Annotated in this window: 20 protein-coding genes; 12 read left to right on the top strand and 8 right to left on the bottom strand. The window is 66.9% G+C overall.

What is annotated here, in order from left to right:
- Positions 1 to 469 precede the first annotated feature (469 nt).
- A complete protein-coding gene (locus tag ABIC21_RS10685; RefSeq protein ID WP_354350370.1) occupies positions 470 to 853 on the bottom strand; it encodes a DUF2177 family protein in 384 nt (127 codons plus the stop codon).
- Between the two features lie 16 nt (positions 854 to 869).
- Here ABIC21_RS10685 and ABIC21_RS10680 point away from each other — a divergent pair, with 16 nt between their 5' ends.
- On the top strand, positions 870 to 1,619 hold the full coding sequence (locus ABIC21_RS10680; protein ID WP_354350368.1) for a lipoate--protein ligase family protein: 750 nt from the start codon (positions 870 to 872) through the stop codon (positions 1,617 to 1,619).
- Between the two features lie 81 nt (positions 1,620 to 1,700).
- Here ABIC21_RS10680 and ABIC21_RS10675 read toward each other — a convergent pair whose 3' ends face one another.
- The 3 genes from ABIC21_RS10675 to ABIC21_RS10665 form a co-directional block, all read right to left on the bottom strand.
- Positions 1,701 to 2,345, bottom strand: a complete 645-nt coding sequence (locus tag ABIC21_RS10675) for an MBL fold metallo-hydrolase (protein WP_354350367.1) — start codon at positions 2,343 to 2,345, stop codon at positions 1,701 to 1,703.
- Positions 2,342 to 3,427 (bottom strand): S-(hydroxymethyl)mycothiol dehydrogenase, encoded by a 1,086-nt coding sequence (locus ABIC21_RS10670; RefSeq protein WP_354350397.1) that lies wholly within the window; start codon positions 3,425 to 3,427, stop codon positions 2,342 to 2,344. Before ABIC21_RS10670 ends, ABIC21_RS10675 begins: the two co-directional genes overlap by 4 nt.
- 148 nt (positions 3,428 to 3,575) lie before the next feature.
- Positions 3,576 to 3,833: a mycoredoxin gene (locus ABIC21_RS10665; RefSeq protein WP_056429693.1), complete on the bottom strand. Its 258-nt coding sequence runs from the start codon at positions 3,831 to 3,833 to the stop codon at positions 3,576 to 3,578.
- Positions 3,834 to 4,084: 251 nt separating this feature from the next.
- Between ABIC21_RS10665 and ABIC21_RS10660 the strand changes: the two genes are divergently transcribed.
- The 3 genes from ABIC21_RS10660 to ABIC21_RS10650 all read left to right on the top strand — a co-directional run bounded on the left by ABIC21_RS10660 (position 4,085) and on the right by ABIC21_RS10650 (position 6,293).
- Positions 4,085 to 4,831, top strand: a complete 747-nt coding sequence (locus ABIC21_RS10660) for an SOS response-associated peptidase (RefSeq protein WP_354350366.1) — start codon at positions 4,085 to 4,087, stop codon at positions 4,829 to 4,831.
- Between the two features lie 102 nt (positions 4,832 to 4,933).
- Entirely contained in the window at positions 4,934 to 5,302 is a 369-nt protein-coding gene (locus ABIC21_RS10655) for a MarR family transcriptional regulator (protein WP_354350365.1), read from the top strand.
- Positions 5,303 to 5,387: 85 nt separating this feature from the next.
- Positions 5,388 to 6,293: an NAD-dependent epimerase/dehydratase family protein gene (locus tag ABIC21_RS10650; RefSeq protein WP_354350364.1), complete on the top strand. Its 906-nt coding sequence runs from the start codon at positions 5,388 to 5,390 to the stop codon at positions 6,291 to 6,293.
- Between the two features lie 324 nt (positions 6,294 to 6,617).
- Here the strand turns inward: ABIC21_RS10650 and ABIC21_RS10645 are convergent, their stop codons facing one another.
- Both ABIC21_RS10645 and ABIC21_RS10640 read right to left on the bottom strand, forming a co-directional pair.
- Positions 6,618 to 6,791 (bottom strand): alpha/beta hydrolase fold domain-containing protein, encoded by a 174-nt coding sequence (locus tag ABIC21_RS10645; RefSeq protein WP_354350396.1) that lies wholly within the window; start codon positions 6,789 to 6,791, stop codon positions 6,618 to 6,620.
- Between the two features lie 98 nt (positions 6,792 to 6,889).
- Positions 6,890 to 7,312 (bottom strand): VOC family protein, encoded by a 423-nt coding sequence (locus ABIC21_RS10640; protein WP_354350363.1) that lies wholly within the window; start codon positions 7,310 to 7,312, stop codon positions 6,890 to 6,892.
- Between the two features lie 14 nt (positions 7,313 to 7,326).
- On the opposite strand from ABIC21_RS10640, the gene ABIC21_RS10635 reads away from it, so the two are divergent.
- A complete protein-coding gene (locus tag ABIC21_RS10635; protein ID WP_354350395.1) occupies positions 7,327 to 7,653 on the top strand; it encodes a chorismate mutase in 327 nt (108 codons plus the stop codon).
- Between the two features lie 10 nt (positions 7,654 to 7,663).
- Here the strand turns inward: ABIC21_RS10635 and ABIC21_RS10630 are convergent, their stop codons facing one another.
- Complete coding sequence (locus ABIC21_RS10630) at positions 7,664 to 8,050, bottom strand: hypothetical protein (RefSeq protein ID WP_354350362.1); 387 nt, start codon at positions 8,048 to 8,050, stop codon at positions 7,664 to 7,666.
- Between the two features lie 156 nt (positions 8,051 to 8,206).
- On the opposite strand from ABIC21_RS10630, the gene ABIC21_RS10625 reads away from it, so the two are divergent.
- The 6 genes from ABIC21_RS10625 to pdxS all read left to right on the top strand — a co-directional run bounded on the left by ABIC21_RS10625 (position 8,207) and on the right by pdxS (position 16,520).
- Positions 8,207 to 8,539, top strand: a complete 333-nt coding sequence (locus ABIC21_RS10625) for a DUF6504 family protein (RefSeq protein ID WP_354350361.1) — start codon at positions 8,207 to 8,209, stop codon at positions 8,537 to 8,539.
- Positions 8,536 to 12,036: a DNA polymerase III subunit alpha gene (locus tag ABIC21_RS10620; RefSeq protein ID WP_354350360.1), complete on the top strand. Its 3,501-nt coding sequence runs from the start codon at positions 8,536 to 8,538 to the stop codon at positions 12,034 to 12,036. Before ABIC21_RS10625 ends, ABIC21_RS10620 begins: the two co-directional genes overlap by 4 nt.
- Before the next feature lie 106 nt (positions 12,037 to 12,142).
- Positions 12,143 to 14,152, top strand: a complete 2,010-nt coding sequence (thrS, locus tag ABIC21_RS10615; RefSeq protein ID WP_354350359.1) for a threonine--tRNA ligase — start codon at positions 12,143 to 12,145, stop codon at positions 14,150 to 14,152.
- Between the two features lie 20 nt (positions 14,153 to 14,172).
- Positions 14,173 to 14,796 (top strand): HIT family protein, encoded by a 624-nt coding sequence (locus tag ABIC21_RS10610; RefSeq protein WP_354350358.1) that lies wholly within the window; start codon positions 14,173 to 14,175, stop codon positions 14,794 to 14,796.
- Positions 14,786 to 15,424, top strand: coding sequence for a phosphatidylinositol phosphate synthase (gene pgsA / locus ABIC21_RS10605; protein WP_354350357.1), 639 nt, complete (start codon positions 14,786 to 14,788; stop codon positions 15,422 to 15,424). Before ABIC21_RS10610 ends, pgsA begins: the two co-directional genes overlap by 11 nt.
- 169 nt (positions 15,425 to 15,593) lie before the next feature.
- On the top strand, positions 15,594 to 16,520 hold the full coding sequence (gene pdxS, locus ABIC21_RS10600) for a pyridoxal 5'-phosphate synthase lyase subunit PdxS (protein ID WP_354350356.1): 927 nt from the start codon (positions 15,594 to 15,596) through the stop codon (positions 16,518 to 16,520).
- A gap of 151 nt (positions 16,521 to 16,671) precedes the next feature.
- Here pdxS and ABIC21_RS10595 read toward each other — a convergent pair whose 3' ends face one another.
- Positions 16,672 to 18,684 (bottom strand): M3 family metallopeptidase, encoded by a 2,013-nt coding sequence (locus ABIC21_RS10595; protein WP_354350355.1) that lies wholly within the window; start codon positions 18,682 to 18,684, stop codon positions 16,672 to 16,674.
- Positions 18,685 to 18,766: 82 nt separating this feature from the next.
- On the opposite strand from ABIC21_RS10595, the gene ABIC21_RS10590 reads away from it, so the two are divergent.
- Complete coding sequence (locus tag ABIC21_RS10590; RefSeq protein WP_354350354.1) at positions 18,767 to 20,053, top strand: CapA family protein; 1,287 nt, start codon at positions 18,767 to 18,769, stop codon at positions 20,051 to 20,053.
- Positions 20,054 to 20,075 lie beyond the last annotated feature (22 nt).

Genomic DNA, 20,075 nt, shown 5'->3' with positions numbered 1-20,075 from the left:
CTACGGCCCTGTGTGAAGGACAGTCCCGCCCAGTTTCTTCTGAATGAGTTTCGGGTCAGCGGTTACGACGGTCCAGTTTTTGCCGACATTGATCGAACGTTGCCCAACCGGTCTCCAGAACTCCAGCTGCGACTCCAAGGACGCATCGGTGGAGTAGACAGCCAGGGATAAGTCCTCGCTGCAGTTTCCCGAGGAGGCGGAAAATTTGGAGGGGGGCCTGTCCAGGACCAGCTCCGGGCACCGCAGGCCAGCGGATTCCACTGCTTCCTTCAGGTCGTCAAGCGTTTCGTATGTTCCACCATCCGCCGGCGGCGTGACACCGGGCGAAGAACATGACCCCAAGGAGAGGGCGATGATGGCTGCGGCAGCGCCCAATGTAAATCGGTGCTTCATATCTGGTCCCCAATCAGAAAGCCATTCCGTACCCAAAGCCCCTCCTCCGACATGAGCCGTCTTGGGGGCGGGGTCCCTAGTGGAAGACCAGCCAGCCGACGACGGTGGCCAGGCCCGTCAGCACAGCGCCCCAGGCGATGTCCGCGACCACGATGATAAGCGGCCAGTTCTTGAGGGTTGCGGCGTTGGTGAGGTCATAGGTGGCGTAGGCGAAGGTGCCCAGCGCGGCGCCGTAGCCTAGCGCCGTGAGCCAGCTGCCGCCGTCGAGCGCCGGCTGGAGGGCGAAAAAGACGATCCCCGCGATGTACAGGACATAGAAGGCGACGGCGTACCCTAGATGGGGCTTGTCCGCCATGAGGTGCCCCAGATGGCGCCGGTAGAACTTGCTCATCGACTTGAGCCAGACGGAATCGATGACGGCGAATGCGGCGGCTACGACGAGGAAATGCAAGATGACCATAAGGGAGCATAACAACATGCCGGAGGCCCCAGGCGCGGCGCGGAAGCTGACGATATTCCGGCAGGAGGAATCCCTTGGCGCCGCCGCGGACCTGGACTTCGCCCTGGAGCTGCTGAGGAAGGTCAAAACCGGCGGTGTGGGCCCCATGATCCGGCTCTACCGGCCGGCGCCCACGGTGGCCTTCGGGCAGCGGGACACGCACCTGCCGGGTTTTGACGCCGCCGCGCAGGCCTGCCGCGAACTGGGTTTCGAACCGCTGGTCCGCAAGGCCGGGGGACGCGCCGCGGCGTACCACGAGGGGACCCTCGTGATCGATCACTTGGAGCCGGACACGGACGCGATCGCCGGGGCCAAACGGCGTTTTTCCTTCTTCGGCGAACTGCTCGCCGCCGCCCTGCGGAGCGCCGGCATCGACGCCGCGGTGGGGGAGATCCCGGGCGAGTACTGCCCCGGAGAATTCAGCGTCCACGGCCAGGATCCGGAATTTCCGCAGCACCAGCTCAAGCTGATCGGCACGGCCCAGCGGGTGGTGGCCGGCGGCTGGCTGTTCAGCTCCGTCATCGTGGTGGAGAACTCGGCCCCGATCCGCGCGGTGCTGGAGGCCAGTTACGCCGCCCTCGGCCTGGACTGGGACCCGGCCACGGCGGGCGCCGTCAACGACCTCGTCCCGCACCTGGACGTGGACGCCATCGAGGCGGCCGTGATCGACACCTACGCCCGCTACGCCACCCTGGACTACGGCGACTTCGGCAGCCTCCTCGGCTGAGACCCAAGAGGTGCGGCGTACCCAACTAACTGGCAGCAGGGGCCGTTCTCAGCGCTCAAAGCGTCCCCTGCTGCGAGTCAGTTAGTGGCCCCGGGCGATCCATTCGTCCAGCTGCGGCGCCTCGGCGCCGACCGTCGTCGGATCGCCGTGACCGGTGCGCACCACGGTGTCCGCCGGCAGCGTGAGCAGCCGGTTCCTGATGGACTCGATGATGGTGGGGAAGTCGCTGTAGGAGCGGCCGGTGGCGCCCGGACCGCCCTGAAACAGCGTGTCGCCGCTGAACACGGTGCCCTGGCTCTCGAGGACGAAGCACATGGAGCCGGGGGAATGTCCCGGCGTGTGCAGCGCCACGAGCCGTGCGCCGGCAACCTCGAAGCTGTCCCCGTCCTCGATCGCCTGGTCCGGTTCGGTGCCCGGGAACACCCGGTCCCAAAGCATCCAGTCCTCACGGTTGAGGTAGACCGGGGCGTTGACGCGCCGGCGGACCTCGCCGACGGCGGCGATGTGGTCATCGTGGCCATGCGTGAGCAGGATTGCGGTGACTTTCCGGCCGGCGACGGCTGACTCGACGGCGTCGGGGTCGTGCGCCGGGTCGATCACGACGCATTCCGCATCGTTGCCCACGATCCAGACGTTGTTGTCGACGTCCCAGGTGCCGCCGTCGAGCGAGAAGGTGCCCGAGGTGACCAGCCGGTCGATCCGGACGCCGTTCACGGGGCCGGTCACAGTTCGACCACCGAGCGGAGCACGGAGCCGGAGTGCATCTTGTCGAAGGCCTCCTCGATCTGGTCGATCGTGATCCGCTCCGTGACGAATGCGTCCAGGTCCAGCTTGCCCTGCCGGTAGAGGTCGATCAGCATGGGGAAGTCGCGCGAGGGGAGGCAGTCGCCGTACCACGAGGACTTGAGTGAGCCGCCGCGGCCGAACACGTCCAGGAGCGGCAGTTCGAGGGTCATCTCGGGGCTGGGGACGCCCACCAGCACCACGGTGCCGGCGAGGTCGCGGGCGTAGAACGCCTGCTTGTACGTCTCGGGACGTCCGACTGCGTCGATTACGACGTCGGCTCCGAAGCCGCCGGTCAGTGAGCGGATCGCCTCGACCGGGTCAACGGCGGAGGAGTCCACGGTGTGCGTCGCCCCGAGGTCCTTGGCGCGGTCGAGCTTCTTCGGGTCGATGTCTACGGCGATGACGGTGGTGGCGCCGGCGAGCGCTGCGCCGGCAACGGCCGCCACGCCGACTCCGCCGCAACCGATGACGGCGACGGAATCTCCGCGTTTGACGATTCCGGTGTTGATGGCCGCGCCGATGCCCGCCATCACGCCGCAGCCGAGCAGGCCAATGGCGGCCGGGTCAGCCTCGGGGTCGACCTTGGTGCACTGGCCGGCGGCGACGAGGGTCTTCTCGGCGAAGGCGCCGATGCCGAGGGCCGCGGTGAGTTCGGTGCCGTCCTCGAGCGTCATCTTCTGGGTGGCGTTGTGGGTGTTGAAGCAGTACTGCGGCTGGCCCTTGGCACAGGCACGGCACTCGCCGCAGACGGCGCGCCAGTTGAGCACGACGCGGTCGCCGGGGGCCACCTCGGTGACGTCCGGGCCCACGGCGCTGACGACGCCGGTGGCCTCGTGGCCGAGCAGGAACGGGAAGTCGTCGTTGATGGCGCCCTGCTTGTAGTGCAGGTCGGTGTGGCAGACGCCGCAGGTGAGGATGTCCACGAGGGCCTCGCCGGGGCCGGGATCAGGGACCAGGATGGTCTCCAGGGTGACGGGTGCGCCCTTGGAACGGACTACTGCGCCTTTGACTTTATGGACCATGGAAATTGCTCCTCTGCTCATGTCGCGGTGCTGGCCGCAAAACTCTTTGTCGCAAGACTTGTGTCACAAACAACTTTGCCGCACAACGGGGTGCGGCGCGGCCTTTGGGAGGCCGCGCCGTCGTCGTCAGCGGTTCATCAGGACGGCCTTAGGCCGCGAGGCGGCTCTTGACCTCTGCCGCGGAGGGGTTGGTGGCCGCCGTGCCGTCCGGGAACAGCACGGTGGGAACGGTGCGGTTGCCTCCGTTGAGCTTCTCCACGAGATCCGCGGTGCCGTCCACTTCTTCGATGTTGATCTCGGTGTACCCGATGCCCTGGGCGTCCAGCTGCTTCTTCAGGCGGTTGCAGTAGCCGCACCAGGTGGTCGAAAACATGGTGATGGTGCCGGATTCGGGGGTGAAGTCCACGAAGTTCTCCTCAAAGCTGGTTGACGGCGCGCGGTGGCAGCGCCGTTGCCGACAAAAGTCGTACGTCACTCCCAATAACCGTAACCCGGGGGCCGGTATTCCCGCACAGTATGGCGTCGCTGCGCGGACGCCACCGTCGGACGCGAATTCGCGGGAGCGTTCCAGCGGCTGCGCATGTTTCCGGCGACGCGGCGGGCTCAACCGGGATTCCCTCGGATGACAGGGATTGGGCGCGGTGGCATGCTGGTGCCATGTGTGGACGCTACGTGATGGCCCGGGCCGTCGGAGACCTGCTGGCCGAGTTCGACGCCGGGCTGGAGGAGGAGGTCGCGATTCCGCCGTCGTGGAATGTGGCCCCGACCGCGGATGTGCCGATCCTGCTGGAACGGCTGGTGGACGGGGAACCGGTCCGGCAGCTGCACATTGCGCGCTGGGGACTGGTGCCGTCCTGGGCCAAGGACCCGGGGATCGGCTCGAAGATGATCAATGCCCGCAGCGAGAGTGTGCTGGAGAAGCCGGCGTTCCGGAAGGCAACGCGCGCCCGCCGCTGCGCGGTCCCCGCCGACGGCTACTACGAATGGAAGGGCGAAGGCCGCGGCAAGCAGCCTTATTACGTGCACCCCAGGGACGGCCGCCCGATCGTCTTCGCGGGACTCTACGAATGGTGGAAGGACCAGGCCAAGGCCGAGGGCGACCCCGGGCGCTGGCTGCTCTCGACGTCGATTATGACTACCGACTCGCCGCCGGAGGGCTATGCCGGGGGAATGCTGGCCGAACTCACGGCCCTGCATGACCGGGTGCCGCTGCCGATGGACCGGGTCACGATGCAGGCATGGCTGGACCCGCAGGCCGACGATGCCGCCGGACTGGTGGATCTGGTCCGGGCCGGGGCGCACGACGTCGCGGAGGGCTGGAGAATTGACGCCGTCGGCACCGCCGTCGGGAACGTGAAGAACGACTCCCCGGAACTCATCCAGCCGGTGGGCAGCCTGTTCTAGCTGGGTCATGGGGCCCTTGGCCAGCTGGGCGGCTCCTGCGACGATGGCATGGTGAACAGGCCAATCGGATACTGGGTCAGGCGGCTGGATGCGTCGCTGGACATGACACTCGATTCCACGCTCTCCCGTCTGCGCCTGACCCGAAGGCAGTGGGAAGTGCTCAGCGCGCTGAGTTCGGGTCCCCTCGCGCCGGCGAAGCTGAGGGATGTCCTGCGCCCCTTCACCTCAGCGGACGGCGGCGACGCGCAGGAGCGGGACATGGCCGCGCTGGTTCGAAGAAGGCTTGTGTTCCTCCTGGACGGTCGCCTCACCCTGGCCGAGGCCGGCTTCGCCTTGCACTCCGAGGCATCCGGGCTGGTGGAAACCACCCGCCGCGAGCTGACGGCCGGCATCGGAGCCGATGAGTATGGCATCGCTGTAAGCGTCCTCGAACGCATGTGCCACAACGCGGACCGGCTCACCACACGCTGAGCCAGCCACTGACAGCGCCGCGGCTGATGACCGGCTCATCAAAGCCGGGTGGGCTGTGGACGTGACCGGCCGTGATAGACGCAGGATGCCCCCGGACCTTGCGGAAGCCGGAGCGCGGTTTATCCCGTCTGAACGACGAGACCACACCGCCCTGGCACACGTGACCGGAGACGGCGCCGACCTCCTCGTGGATGCGGTGTGTTTCACGGAGGGCGATGCCCGGCTGCTCATCCCCCATCTGACGGACGTGACCTCAACCGTCATGCTTTCCAGCAAAGCCGTCTATGTCGATGCCGCCGGCAACCACGTCAACTCCGACGTCGCACCCAGCTTTGACGCTCCGATCACCGAAGGCGACCCGACCATGGATCCCGGCGGGGGAGACTACGACTCCCGCGAGGGCTATGGAGCGAACAAAGTTGCTGCCGAGAACGCCCTGTTGGACAGCGGCCATCCAGTGACTGTGATCCGGGCGTCCAAGGTTCACGGGGAAGGAGCCGGGCGTCCCCGGGAATGGATGTTCGTAAAGCGCGTTATCGACAAGCGCCCTGCGGTCTTCCTCGCGCACGCGGGTCAGGGTGGAGATCACACCACAGCCGCGGTGAACACGGCCGCCCTCGTGGAATGCGTTTCGTCCAGGCCGGGTGTGCGCATTCTCAACAGTGCCGACCCGGACGCGCCGAATGCCCGCCAGATCGCGCAGACAATAGCCCGGCATCTCGGTCACCAGTGGGATGAAGTACTGCTCGACGAAACCGCTCCCGAGGGACTTGGCGCCCACCCGTGGGATTTCCGGCCCCCGGTGGTGCTCAGTACGGACGCCTCGCTTGAGCTGGGTTACGAGCCTGTCGGAACGTATGCCGCGACGATCGGGCATCAGATCGACTGGCTCCTGGACACTGCAGCATCCGGGGCGGACCCGGTAGCCCACGATCCGTTCTTCAGTCACTTCCTCGACTACCGGCTGGAAGACAGGCCCCTGAATTCGTGACGTCGGGCCGAATGGACGTCGATTCGTAGGAACTTGGGGTGAGGGCGGACGGCCAGGGTCAGAACTGTGGCGAGCTGCAGAGCACACTCCTGCTTCGCAACTCACCGCACACCGGCTCGAATAGCGTGCCGCCGTGTACTCCAAGTCACGTTAGCTACGCCGATGAACACCCCAATAGGGCCATAGTGCCCTTGGCGAAGGGTGAGGCGGCCCATTCGACCCGAAGCAACCAGGCAGGGGAATCTTGACGTGAGTATCGTTCCAGCAGAAGCCCGCTGAGGCGGACACCCGCCGCAACCAGGCGTTATGCCGCCAGCATGACGGTCAGCCCCCGGCGCTGTCGCCGGCAAGGGACGGAGAACCACTGATTGATCCAAGGATTGCCGGTGGCTTGACAGCCCATTTCAGTGCGGCGACGACGTCTTCAATCGCCGCCGGTGCCGGATGTTCCGGCGCTCGCCGATAGTGGACCGCCAGTACCGCGGCGTTGGCTTCCACGGCAAAGCGGCGACACGTCCGATCATGGGAATCGAGGTCCCCTTGTCCGATATCCACTGCGCCAGCTCGTCGTCGGCGAGTGTCTCGTTCACTCGCCGTTAGAGCGTCACTTTGCCGCCGCCGTCGACTGCCCAGCTGGGATTGAACGCGACCTCCCAGCGGTAGCCGTCGGGGTCAGCGAAGTAGCCGGTGTAACCGCCCCAGGACTGGGTTCTTGGCTCAGCGATGATTTCCGCCCCGGCGGACTCCGCCTCCGCCATCACCCAGTCGACCTCCGCCGTGCTGGCCAGGTTGTGGCTCAGGGTGATGCAGGGACGGCCGGTAGGGGGATCGGTGGCGGCTTCGGCCTGCATCTGCCCGGCGTCCCAGAGCGAGAGGATCAGTCCGTGATTGGCCTGGATGAAGAGGACCTCGCCACGGACTTCCCGGTGCACGGGCCAGCCCAGGCCGTCTACGTAGAAACTGCGGGAGGCGTCGACACTGCGGACACCCAGTGAAATTAAATCGACTCGTGGCTGCATCTTTCGATACTGTCATGGACATGTCCACAAATCACGAAAACGATAAAGCTGCCAAGGCTGACCGGGAACAGCTCGCCGCCGTGAGGGTGGCTGTTGACGAGGTGGACGAGCAGATCGTGTCGCTGATCGGACGCCGCGAGCGCCTGATCCGGATCGCCGGAACCCTCAAGGCCGACAGCGCCGAGGTCCGCGCCCCCGGCCGCGTGGAACGGGTTATTGAACACGTCCGCGCCACGGCGGAACAGAAGGACATCGACGTCGAACTCGTTGAGAAAACCTACCGGGCCATGATCGACGCCTTCATCACCCTCGAACTGGAAGTCTACAAAGCCAGCTCCTAGGCGCGGGAGTTTAGAGGGATTCCTCCACCGGTACATTCGCCTGGTAGTCGCGGCCGTCACAGTCGCTGAAGGCCGTCATGAGGTGGCCCTTGGCCAGTCCCATGATCGTGCTGAGCGGAAAGTACCCGGTAATGGTGCTGCCGGAATGCTCCACACCCTTGAGGTCAAAGTTCTCCTCCGTGCCGTCGTGGCTGAAGCAATAGAAGGACACGGCCTCCCCGTTCATGAACTCGATCCCCATTCGTCGCTGGTGGGAGTGATCCGGGGTTGCTGCCACAAGCCCCACAACGTAGGCGCCCTGACCGGGGATATTTCCGTCTATATCGAACTTCGCCACCAAGGACGTGTCCTCGGCGGCGATGCTTACGTGCTTCAGAAGTGCGTTATGGGAGCTCATGGCTCAATCCTGCTACCTGTGCCTGCGTCCGTCCACCCCTATCTAGGTTTTGCGCCGGCACCGTCGTAGACTGGAGTTATTCGAAGATATATTCGAATAGCTGCCGGCTGTGTTGGTACAGACGGGTGTTGCAGATGGTGTGGTCCGGGAGGCGCGATGGGCATGTTCAGTGAGTCGGTGGACGTCGTCTGCGCGCCCTCCGGCCAGCCCCTGGAGCTCGACTGGGCGGGCCGCCACTACACGGTCTGCGCCGAACCGGTTCGCTGGTACGAGCGACGCCAATGGTGGGCGGAAGAACAGCGTGCTCCCCTGGGCAGCGGCCCCGGACTCGTGGACCACGAAATCTGGCGGGTCCAGGTGCGCCGGGCAGATTCCCCCGACCAGGAAAGCCTCACCCTTGACCTGACCCGGCATGTGGGCAGCGGACGCTGGCGCCTGCTGCGGATCCACGATGCCCTGCCTCCAATCCGTAAGCCCGAATCAGCATGAGCTTCACCCATCTCCATGTCTCCACCGCCTTCAGTGCCCACTATGGGGTCTCCTGGCCGGAGGAGCTGGCCGCCGCCGCGGCCGCGGACGGAGCGACGGCGCTCGCCTGTACGGACCGCGACGGCCTCTACGGGACAATCAAGCACCTGAAGGCCTGCATGGCCGCTGGGCTGGACCCGGTCGTCGGAGTGGACCTTGCGGTCTTTGACGACGACGGCGACCTCCGCACCCAGGTGGGCGGACGCGTCGTCGTGCTGGCCCACGGGCATAACAACGGCGCCGGCTACCGTGCGCTGTGCCGGCTGATCTCCGATGCGCATGCCCGCACGACGGGCAAGGCCGGGGGAGCGGTGCCCGTCGCCGTGACCCGGGCCGAGCTGGCTTCCCGCACCCTGCACCCGGAAACCCTCAAGCCGGTGCTGACCGTGCTGGTCGGCCCGGACTCCGACGTCGGACGTGCCATGGGAGGAAGGCGCTACCTGCGCCCCCGCACCCTGTTCAAACGCTGGCTCGATGCCATGCCGACCGGAACCATCGCCGCCGAGGTGGTCAGCCAGCTCAGCCCGCCCGGGGAGCCGCTCAGCACCGCCCACGCGGTACGGATGCTCAAGCTCGCCGCCGAACACGGGGTTCCGGCCGTGCTGAGCAACGCCGTGCGGTATGTCGCCGAGGACGGAGCGGCCACCGCGGACGTGCTGGATTCCGCCCGCACCCTGAAATCGCTGCCCGAACTCTCCGCCGCCCCGCTGCTCCAGCCCAACGGGCAGGGCTGGCTCAAATCCGCGGCACAGATGCTCCAGCTGGGCAAGGAGATCATGCACGCCGCCGGGTACGGCGCCGCGGACCTCAAGAACCTGATGGCACAGACCGAGGCGCTCGCGGACCGCTGCCGGATCGACCCCGTGGCAGACATGGGATGGAAGCACCCGGTAGTGCCGGAAGCCTCGGTCATCGGAATCGCCGGGGACGCCCTGGTGGAGCTCACCCAGCGCTGCGAGGCAGGCATCAGCAGGCGGTTCCCGGGGATCACCGGCAAACCCGCCGAGGAACTGCGCTCGCGGCTGGGGCACGAGCTGCGGATCATCGACAGCCTGGGCTTCGCCGCCTACTTCCTGACCGTGGCCGAGGTTTCGCGGATGATCCTGGACATGGGAGTCCGGGCGGCGGCCCGCGGCTCTGGCGCATCCAGCCTGGTCAACTACCTGATCGACGTCAGCCAGGTGAACCCGCTGCAGCACGACCTCATCTTCGAACGCTTCCTCTCCCGGGACCGCGCCACCCTGCCCGACATCGACATCGACGTCGAAAGCGCCGAACGGCACAACGTGTACCGGAGGATCTTTGAGCGCTTCGGCTCCGAGCGCGTCACGCTGATGAGCATGCAAAACGGCTACCGCGCTCGCGGTGCCGTGCGCGACGCCGGCCTGGCCCTGGGCATGGAGGAGGGGGAGATCGGGGACATCGCCAAGCAGCTGTGGCGGTTTTCGGCCCGGAACTTCCGCGAAGCCCTCGTGGAGAAGCCCGAGCTGAAGGAATTCGCCGGCCGGGTGGGCCAGCGTGATTTCAGTGAGAACCAGCAGCTGGACCTGCTGGTGGACCTCACGGAGCGGCTGGACCGGCTGCCGCGCCACATCTCCATGCACCCCTGCGGGGTGATCCTGGGGGACGCCACCCTGCTGGACCGTACGCCCGTGCAGCCCAGCGGGCTGGGCCTGCCGATGAGCCAGTTCGACAAGCACGACATGGACCCGATGGGCATGCTCAAGCTCGATGTCCTCGGCGTCCGGATGCAAAGCGCCATGGCCTTCGCCGTCCGCGAGGTGATCCGGCTGCATCCCTCCAAGGCCGAGGTGGTGGCAGCCGGCGCCCACCCGGCGGGGCCGGACGGGACCGGCCCGGACTACATTGCCGCGGACGGCAGGATCGACCTCAACGCCGTGCCGCTCGACGACGAACCCACTTATGAGCTGATCCGCAGCACGCACACCCTGGGCTGCTTCCAGATCGAATCGCCCGGGCAGAGGGAGCTCATCGGCAAACTCGCCCCCCGGGAGTTCAATGACCTCATCATCGACATCTCCCTGTTCCGGCCCGGTCCGATGAAATCGGACATGGTCCGGCCCTTCCTGGAGCACCGGCACGGCTTCGCCCCCGAGGTCTATCCGCACCCGGACCTCAAACCCGTCCTCAAGGAGACGCACGGCGTCACGGTGTTCCATGAACAGATCCTGAAGACCTTTGACGTCATGACCGGCTGCGGGCTGGCGCGGGCCGACGAATTCCGCCGTGCCCTCGGCAACGACGTCCTGGAAGGCAGGGTGGAGGAGTTCTTCCGGAAGGAGGCCCGCTCGCGGGGGTATAGCCCCGAGGTGGTGGACAAGGTCTGGGGGACGCTCAAGGCTTTCGGCAGCTTCGGGTTCTGCAAAGCCCACGGCGCCGCTTTTGCCGTGCCCACCTACCAGTCGGCCTGGCTCAAGACCCACCACCCGGAGGCCTTCCTCGCCGGGCTGTGGGAACACGATCCGGGCATGTATCCCAAACGGCTCCTGGTGGCAGAGGCCCGGCGGCTGGGGATCCCCATCCTGCCCCTGGACATCAACCGCAGCCAGGCCGAGTACCGCGTGGAACGCGTGGCCACCGGCCCGGACCGCGGCAAGCTGGGCATCCGGCTGAGCCTGAACGGCATCTACGGTCTCTCCGGAACCGAGCTGAAAAGGATCGTGGCGGGACAGCCCTATGATTCGCTCGCGGACCTGCGGGCCAGGTCCCGGCTGAGCAAGCCCAGCATCCAGCGGCTGGCCCAGCTGGGAGCCTTCGACTCCCTGCACCGGGCCTCCGGCGGGACGGCCAACCGCGCGGACCTGGTGCAGCATCTGCAGACCCTTCAAAGCAGGCCGCAGCGGAAAGGCATCGACGTGATCGAGGGGCAGCTGTCCTTGCCGCTGGGGGACGTCGAGCTGAAAAACCTCAAGGCCGGCCTGCCCGCGCCCACCCTGGTGGATACCGTCCGGGCCGAGCTGGACCTGATGGCGGTGGATGTCAGCGACCACCTGATGGCCAGCCACCGGCCGCTGCTGGACCGGCTGGGCGTCACAACATCGGACCAGCTGCTGGGACTGCGCAACGGCACCGAGGTGCTGGTCGCCGGGGTCCGCGTCGCCACCCAGACCCCTCCGATGCGGGGAGGGCGCCGCGTGGTGTTCATCAGCATCGACGACGGCACGGGCTGCGTGGACTCCGTCTTCTTCCATGAGGCCCAGGAGCTGGCCGGGCCGCTGCTGTTCGGCACCAGGCTGCTGCTGATCCGTGGAACCACCCGGCGGACCGGGCCGAGGGGGATCAGCATCAGCGCCAGCATGGCCTGGGATCTGAGCCGCACCGGGACCCTGCCGTTCCCGGTCCCGGCGTCCGGGATCCCCGAGCACCGGGAACCGGAGCCGCCCGGCCCGCTGGACGGTATCCACCGAAACCTCGCCATTACCGGGCTGGGAGGCTGAGTGGCGCGTTGGTTGGCCTCTTCAGAAACCGATAGCATGGACGAGGCTGGCTGTGGTCCCCGTACGCCACAAGCTACGAAGCCTTAACTTTGAATAGGAGACACCCGTGTCAGATGCCCAGCAGGTCACCCTTCTCGTCGATGGCGAAGAGACCAAGGTGACTACCGGGACCACCGGCGCGGAACTCTTTTTTGAGCGCCGCGACGTCGTTGTGGCCCGAGTCAACGGCGAGCTGAAGGACCTGGACCAGCCGCTGCCCGAGAATGCCACGGTCGAGGGCGTCACCATCGACTCCCCGGACGGCCTCAACGTCCTGCGCCACTCCGCCGCCCACGTCATGGCCCAGGCCGTGCAGCAGCTGCGTCCCGACGCCAAGCTGGGCATCGGCCCGTACATCACCGACGGCTTCTACTTCGACTTCGCCGTCGAGGAGCCGTTCACCCCGGAAGACCTGAAGACGCTGGAAAAGATGATGCAGAAGATCATCAACCAGAACCAGAAGTTTGTCCGCCGCGTGGTCACCGAGGACGAGGCCCGCGACGCGATGAAGGACGAGCCGTACAAGCTCGAACTGCTGGGCAAGAAGAACAACGCCGCCGAAGCGGGTGAAGGCGTCAACGTCGAGGTCGGCGCCGGCGACATCACCATCTACGACAACGTGGACCGCAAGAGCGGGGACAGCATCTGGTGCGACCTGTGCCGCGGCCCGCACCTGCCCAACACCAAGCTGATCTCCAACGCCTTCGCACTGACACGGTCCTCCGCCGCCTACTGGCTGGGCAACCAGAACAACCAGCAGCTGCAGCGCATCTACGGCACCGCCTGGCCCACCAAGGATGACCTCAAGGCCTACCAGGAGCGCATCGCCGAGGCCGAACGCCGCGACCACCGCAAGCTCGGCGCTGAGCTGGACCTGTTCTCCTTCCCGGATGAGCTGGGCTCCGGCCTGCCGGTGTTCCACCCCAAGGGCGGCATCATCCGCAAGGCCATGGAGGACTACTCCCGCCAGCGCCACGTGGAGGCCGGCTACGACTTCGTCTACACCCCGCATATCACCAAGGGCCACCTCTACGAGGTCTCGGGCCACCTTGACTGGTACAAGGAGGGCATGTTCCCGGCGATGCACATCGACGCGGAACTGAACGAGGACGGCACCGTCCGCAAGCCCGGCCAGGATTACTACCTGAAGCCGATGAACTGCCCCATGCACAACCTGATCTTCCGCTCCCGCGGACGGTCCTACCGCGAACTGCCGCTGCGGCTGTTCGAATTCGGCTCGGTCTACCGCTACGAGAAGTCCGGCGTCGTGCACGGCCTCACCCGGGTGCGAGGCATGACCCAGGACGACGCCCACATCTACTGCACCCGCGAGCAGATGAAGGACGAGCTCACCGCGACCCTGAACTTCGTCCTGGGGCTGCTCAAGGACTACGGCCTGGACGACTTCTACCTGGAACTCTCCACCAAGAACGAAGACAAGTTCGTGGGTGACGACGCCGCCTGGGATGAAGCCACCCGCACCCTGGCGGAAGTGGCCGAAGCCTCCGGCCTGGAGCTCATCCCGGATCCGGGCGGAGCCGCGTTCTACGGCCCCAAGATCTCCGTCCAGGCCAAGGACGCCCTCGGCCGCACCTGGCAGATGTCCACGATCCAGCTGGACTTCAACCTGCCCGAACGCTTCGAACTCGAGTTCCAGGCCGCGGACGGCACCCGCCAGCGCCCGGTGATGATCCACCGTGCCCTGTTCGGTTCCGTGGAACGGTTCATGGGCGTGCTCACCGAACACTACGCCGGCGCCTTCCCGGCCTGGCTCGCTCCCGTCCAGGTGGTCGGCATCCCGGTGGCCGAGACCTTCAACGACTACATGTTCGACGTCGTCGACCAGCTTAAGGCCGCTGGCATCCGCGCCGAGGTGGACATGTCCTCGGACCGTTTCCCGAAGAAGATCCGCACCGCCAGCAAGGACAAGATCCCGTTCGTGCTGATCGCCGGCGGAGACGACGCCGAAGCTGGCGCCGTGTCCTTCCGCTTCCGTGACGGCAGCCAGGACAACGGCGTGCCGGTGGCCGAGGCCGTGCAGCGGATCGTCGACGCTGTCCGCAACCGGACCAGCTAGCGGACAGGGAAGAACCAGGGATGCAGGAAACCACAGGGGCCGCTCCGGAGTATCCGGGGGACGACGGCGTCACCGACGACTTTGGTCTGGCCGGTGTGCCGGACGCGTTCCAGCGCCTGTGGACTCCGCACCGGATGGCGTACATCAAGGGCGGGCAGCACCAGTTCAAGAACGTGGACGACTGCCCGTTCTGCGTGGCGCCGGAACGCGAGGACGACGATTCCCTGATCGTCTACCGGGGGCGGACCAGCTACGTCGTGCTGAACCTCTTCCCGTACAACCCGGGCCACCTGCTGGTCTGCCCGTACCGGCACATTCCCGATTACACGGACCTGACCGTGGAGGAAACGGCCGAATTCGCCGAGCTGACGCAGACGGCCATGCGAGTGCTGCGCAAGGTCGCCAACCCGACCGGTTTCAACCTCGGGATGAACCAGGGCGTGACCGGCGGCGCCGGTATCGCCGGGCACCTGCACCAGCACGTGGTGCCGCGCTGGGGCGGGGACGGGAACTTCTTCCCGATCATCGCCCAGACCAAGGCCATCACCCAGACCCTGGGCGAGGTCCGCCAGCAGGTGGCGGAGGCCTGGCCCCAGGCCAACGACGCGGGGCAGGCGACCGCCGGGGCGACGGATGCTGAATAGGCACGCGCGCGGTTTCTTCACCGCGCTGTTCTCCCCGCTTGCCCGCTGGCTGCTGCGGATCGGGGTTTCCCCGGACGCCGTGACCATCGTCGGGACGCTTGGCGTGGTGGTCGGCGCCCTGGTGTTCTACCCGCTGGGCCAGTTGTGGTGGGGCACGCTCTTCATCACCGCATTCATTTTCTCCGACGTCATCGACGGCATCATGGCACGGATGCAAAAGGGCGGAGGGCGCTGGGGCAACTTCCTGGATTCCACCCTGGACCGTATAGCCGACGGAGCGCTGTTCGCCGGCGTCGCTGTCTGGTTCTTCACCGGAGGTGCGGACACCCCCATCGCCATTGCCGCCATCCTCTGCCTCGTCCTGGGCATGGTGGTCTCCTACGCCCGGGCGAAGGCCGAGTCGCTGGGCTTCCAGGCCAATGTGGGCTTTGCCGAGCGCGCCGAGCGGCTGGTATCCGTCCTGGTGGTCACCGGCTTCACCGGCCTGGGCCTGCCCACCGTGGTTCTTTTCGTGACGCTGTGCCTGCTCGCCGCCGCGAGCCTTGTGACGATCATTCAGCGGATCATCACCGTGCGCCGCCAGTCGCTGGACGAGACCGAAGGCACCGCGACCGGACAGGCCGCCTGAGTGCGCCGCTCCGGTGCGCCCGCGGGTGTAACCGGAATTCAGCCGGGCGCGGCGGGGGACTAGTATTAGCACTACCGGCCAATGGATCCGGTAATCCGGTGTGTGCGAAGCGGCATCTGTGTGCCGTCCGCGCTCCGGCGAGGTCATCTATCTACCCATAGGGGTTTTTGTGTCTACACCTGATGTAAGCAGCGAAGCCGGCGCGTCTGCGAAGAGCGTTACGGGCAGCAACCGCGTCAAGCGCGGCATGGCGGAGATGCTCAAGGGCGGCGTCATCATGGACGTCGTCAACGTCGAGCAGGCCCGCATCGCTGAGGATGCCGGAGCCGTGGCAGTCATGGCGCTGGAACGCGTTCCCGCCGACATCCGCGCCCAGGGCGGCGTGTCCCGCATGTCCGATCCCGACATGATCGAGGCGATCATCGCGGCCGTGTCCATCCCGGTCATGGCGAAGGTCCGGATCGGCCACTTCGTCGAGGCCCAGGTCATTCAGACCCTTGGTGTGGACTACATCGACGAGTCCGAGGTCCTGACCCCGGCCGACTACGCCAACCACATCGACAAGTGGAACTTCACGATTCCCTTCGTCTGCGGCGCCACGAACCTCGGTGAGGCCCTGCGCCGCATCAACGAGGGCGCGGCCATGATCCGTTCCAAGGGTGAAGCCGGCACCGGCGACGTCTCCAACGCCACCACCCACATGCGCCAGATCCGTTCCGAGATCAAGAAGCTCGCCGGCATGGCCGAGGACGAGCTCTACGTCGCCGCCAAGGAACTGCAGGCACCGTACGAACTGGTCAAGGAAGTTGCCGCCACCGGCAAGCTCCCCGTTGTCCTGTTCACCGCCGGCGGCATCGCCACCCCGGCCGACGCCGCGATGATGATGCAGCTCGGCGCCGACGGCGTGTTCGTCGGCTCCGGCATCTTCAAGTCCGGCAACCCGGCCCAGCGTGCCGCCGCCGTCGTGAAGGCCACCACCTTCTTCGACGACCCGGACGAGATCGCCAAGGCCTCCCGCGGCCTGGGCGAGGCCATGGTCGGCATCAACGTGGACGAGATCCCGCAGCCGCACCGCCTCGCCGAGCGCGGCTGGTAATTGCACCAAAGCAGCACCCACGACGGCGGCGCGTCACCTTTCTGGTGACTCGCCGCCGTCGTCGTTTGTTTCCCCATCGATTGCTCCGCAACTGCCCTTATGGGGCTCCAAAAGGGCGGTTACGGAGCAGTCGACGGGAGTGGCGTGCGGGTTAGTCGAGGCCGCGGCGCTTGAGGAGCGGTTCGAGCCCGGCGTCGCGTCCGCGGAAGGCGCGGAAGGAATCCAGCGGGTCGCGGCTGTTGCCCCGGGAGAGCAGCTCGGCGCGGAAGAAGTCCCCGTTGGCGCGGGTGAGGCCGCCATGTTCCTTGAACCATTCCACCGTTTCGGCGTCCAGCACTTCGCTCCAGATGTAGGAGTAGTAGCCCGCGGCGTAGCCGGCGCCGGCGAAGATGTGCTGGAAGTATCCGGTGCGGTAGCGCGGCGGGATCAGGTGGTGCGCCACGCCGGCGGCGGCGAGTGCCTTGGCCTCGAACTCCAGGACGTCCTCGGGGATATCGGTGCCGTCCAGCACATGCCAGGCGAGGTCCAGCAGGGCCGCGCCCAGGTATTCGGTGGTGCCGAAGCCCTCGCCCCAGAGCTGCGCGGCGTCGAGCTTGTCCACAACCTCCTGCGGCAGCGCCTCTCCGGTGGCGTGGTGTCGGGCGTAGTTGGCCAGGACCTCCGGCCACATGATCCACATTTCGTTTACCTGCGAGGGGTACTCCACGAAGTCCCGTGGCACGGCGGTCCCGGAGAACCGTGGGTAGGTGACTGCGGAGAACAGGCCGTGCAGGGCGTGGCCGAACTCGTGGAAGGTGGTGCGGAGCTCGTCCAGGGTCAGGAGCGTGGGTTCCCCGGCCGGCGGCTTGGAAATGTTGAGGTTGTTGATCACCACGGGCCGGGTGTTGAGCAGTCCGGACTGTTCCACGAGGGAGTTCATCCAGGCCCCGCCGCGTTTGGATTCGCGCGTGTAGTAGTCGCCCAGGAACAGGCCCAGCCCGGTTCCGTCGGAGTTGCGGACTTCCCAGACACGCACGTCCGGGTGGTAGCCGGCGAGGTCGGCGCGTTCGTGGAACGTGATGCCGTAGAGCGCGTTGGCGGCGAAGAACACGCCGTCGGTGAGGACGCGGTCCAGCTCGAAGTAGGGGCGCAGGGCCTGCTCGTCCACGGCGTAGCGTTCGCGCTTGACCTTCGCGGAGTAGTAGGCCCAGTCCCAGGCCTCGAGGGGGTGGCCGGCGACTTCAGCCAGCGCCTCGGCCTCGGCGTCGGCATTCCGGACAGCGGCCGGAGCGAGCCGGTTCATCATGGTCTGCACGGCGGCGAAGTCCGGGGCGGTCTGCTGGTCGCCGACGAGTTCGGCGAAGTTGGCGAAGCCCAGCAGCGCCGCCTTCTCGGCGCGGAGCCGGACCATGTCCTTGACCAGGTCCAGGACATCGAGGGCGCTGCCGTCGCTGCCGCGGCCGATGGAGGCCTCGTACAGGCGGCGGCGGACGTCCCGGTTTTCGAGCGACGCGAGGGCGGGCTGGTTACTGGGCTGGATGAGGGTCAGCAGGAACTTGTCCCCGTGCCCGGCGGTGCGGGCGGCTTCGGCCGCGCTGGCAACATCGTCAGCGGGCAGGCCGGCGAGCTCGGCGGCGTCGTCAAGCAGCAGCGAGGCGGATTTCATTCCTTCCTTCACCCGCTGGCCGAACTCGGTTCCGAGCCGGGAGAGCTCGGCGTTGACGGCCTTGAGCCGTTCCTGGCCGGCATCGTCGAGCTGGATGCCGGTCTGGCGGAACTCCTTGAGGTACTCGTCCACGAGGCGCGCTGATTCGGCATCGAGTTGGTCGGTGTTGATGGCGGCGAACCGCTCGAACAGCCCGCGGTTGAGGTAAACGGCGTCCTGGTGGGCCGAGAACCGCGGGGACAGTGTGGTCTCAAGGTCGCGAATGGCGTCCGAGGCGTCGGCCGAGACGAGGGTGAAGAAGGAGGCCGCCGCACGCTGCAGGAGCTGCCCGGACCGCTCCATGGCCAGCGCGGTGTTCTCGAAAGTGGCAGGTTCCGGCGTGTCCACGATCGCCTGGATCTCGGCGAGGTGCTCGGCGAGGCCGGCCTCGACGGCTTCGGCGTAGTGCTCCTCGGCGATGTCCGCGAAGGGCGGCAGGCCGAACGGCATGGGGCTGGGGCTCATCAGTGGATTGGTCATGAAATAACTCTTTCATGTCAGGGGCAGGTTCTCAACGGCCTGCTGCGCGTGTTGTGACCGGCGCCACCGTAGGATTAGCGCCATGCGTACCATCACCCCCAGGCTGCGCGGACGTCTTCTCGCCGCGGCCGCAGCGGTCTCCCTCGCGGCTTCCGTCGCTTCCTGCGGCATCGGCGCCCGTCCGGAAAGCAGCGCGTCGGCTTCCGCAGATGCCGGCGGCACCTCCGCCGGCCCGGCAGCAACCCAGGCGCCGGAATCGACGACGGCGGCACCGACGTCGAGCACTCCGACGCCGACGCCGACGCCGACGCCGGGGAAGGGGCCTGACTGCGCGGCCGACCGCTGCGCCTCGGTCGTGGTCACCGGGGACATGTTGGTCCACGACCAGCTCTGGGAACAGGCCCGCGCGGACGCACTGGCCACCGGCGCCAAGGGCCTGGACTTCGGGCCGCTGCTTGAGGGCCAGCGCAAGTACATCGAGCAGGGTGACCTCGCGATCTGCCACCTGGAAACGCCGGTAGCCGGACCCACCGGGCCCTTCTCGTCGTACCCTTCCTTCAACGTTCCGCCGCAGATCATCACGGCCGCCCAGCAGGTGGGCTACCAGGCCTGCACCACCGCGAGCAACCACACGGTGGACCGTGGCACCGCGGGGCTGGTCCGCACGCTGGACGCCCTCGACGCCGCCGGCGTGCAGCACACCGGCTCCTACCGGACCGAAGCGGACGCCCAGGGCGTTCTGATCCTGCAGACCGCCGCGGCCAAGATCGCCGTGATCAGTGCGACTTACGGGCTGAATGGGCTGCTCCCGGAGGCGCCCTGGCAGGTGGACATGCTCGACCCCGACGTCATGATCGCCAAGGCGAAGAAGGCCCGGGACCTGGGCGCCGACATTGTGCTGGGCGCGATGCACGCCGGCGACGAGTATTCCACTGTCCCCAACACCGAGCAGACGAGCGTCGCGCATGCCCTCGCGGACAGCGGCCAGTTCACCATGATCTACGGCCACCACTCGCATTCGGTCCTGCCGATCGAGAAGTACAAGGGCATCTGGATTGCCTACGGCCTGGGCAACGGGATCACCGAACTCTCGCCGGACTATGTCGTGAACAACGAGGGCCTGCTGCTCCGGGTCCAGTTCAGCCAGGACGCCGCCGGCGCCTGGACCGCCTCCGACCTGGCCTGGGCGCCGTCGGTGATTGTCCGCGGCCCCTACCGCTGGTGTTCCGTTGCCTCGGACGCCCCGCAGGGCTCCTGCGCCGGTGCCGCGGCGGACGCGGCCACCCGCAAGCGCACCCAGACTGCGGTCGAGTCGATGGGGGCCGCAGCTGCGGGCGCCCACGAACTGCTCATCACCAAGGAACCGTAGACGCACGCGGACAGGAGGCTTT

Source organism: Pseudarthrobacter sp. PvP090 (assembly GCF_040547365.1).
Lineage (GTDB): Bacteria > Actinomycetota > Actinomycetes > Actinomycetales > Micrococcaceae > Arthrobacter.
Note: the sequence above shows the minus strand (reverse complement) of the source record. Positions and strands in the feature narration are given on the sequence as shown.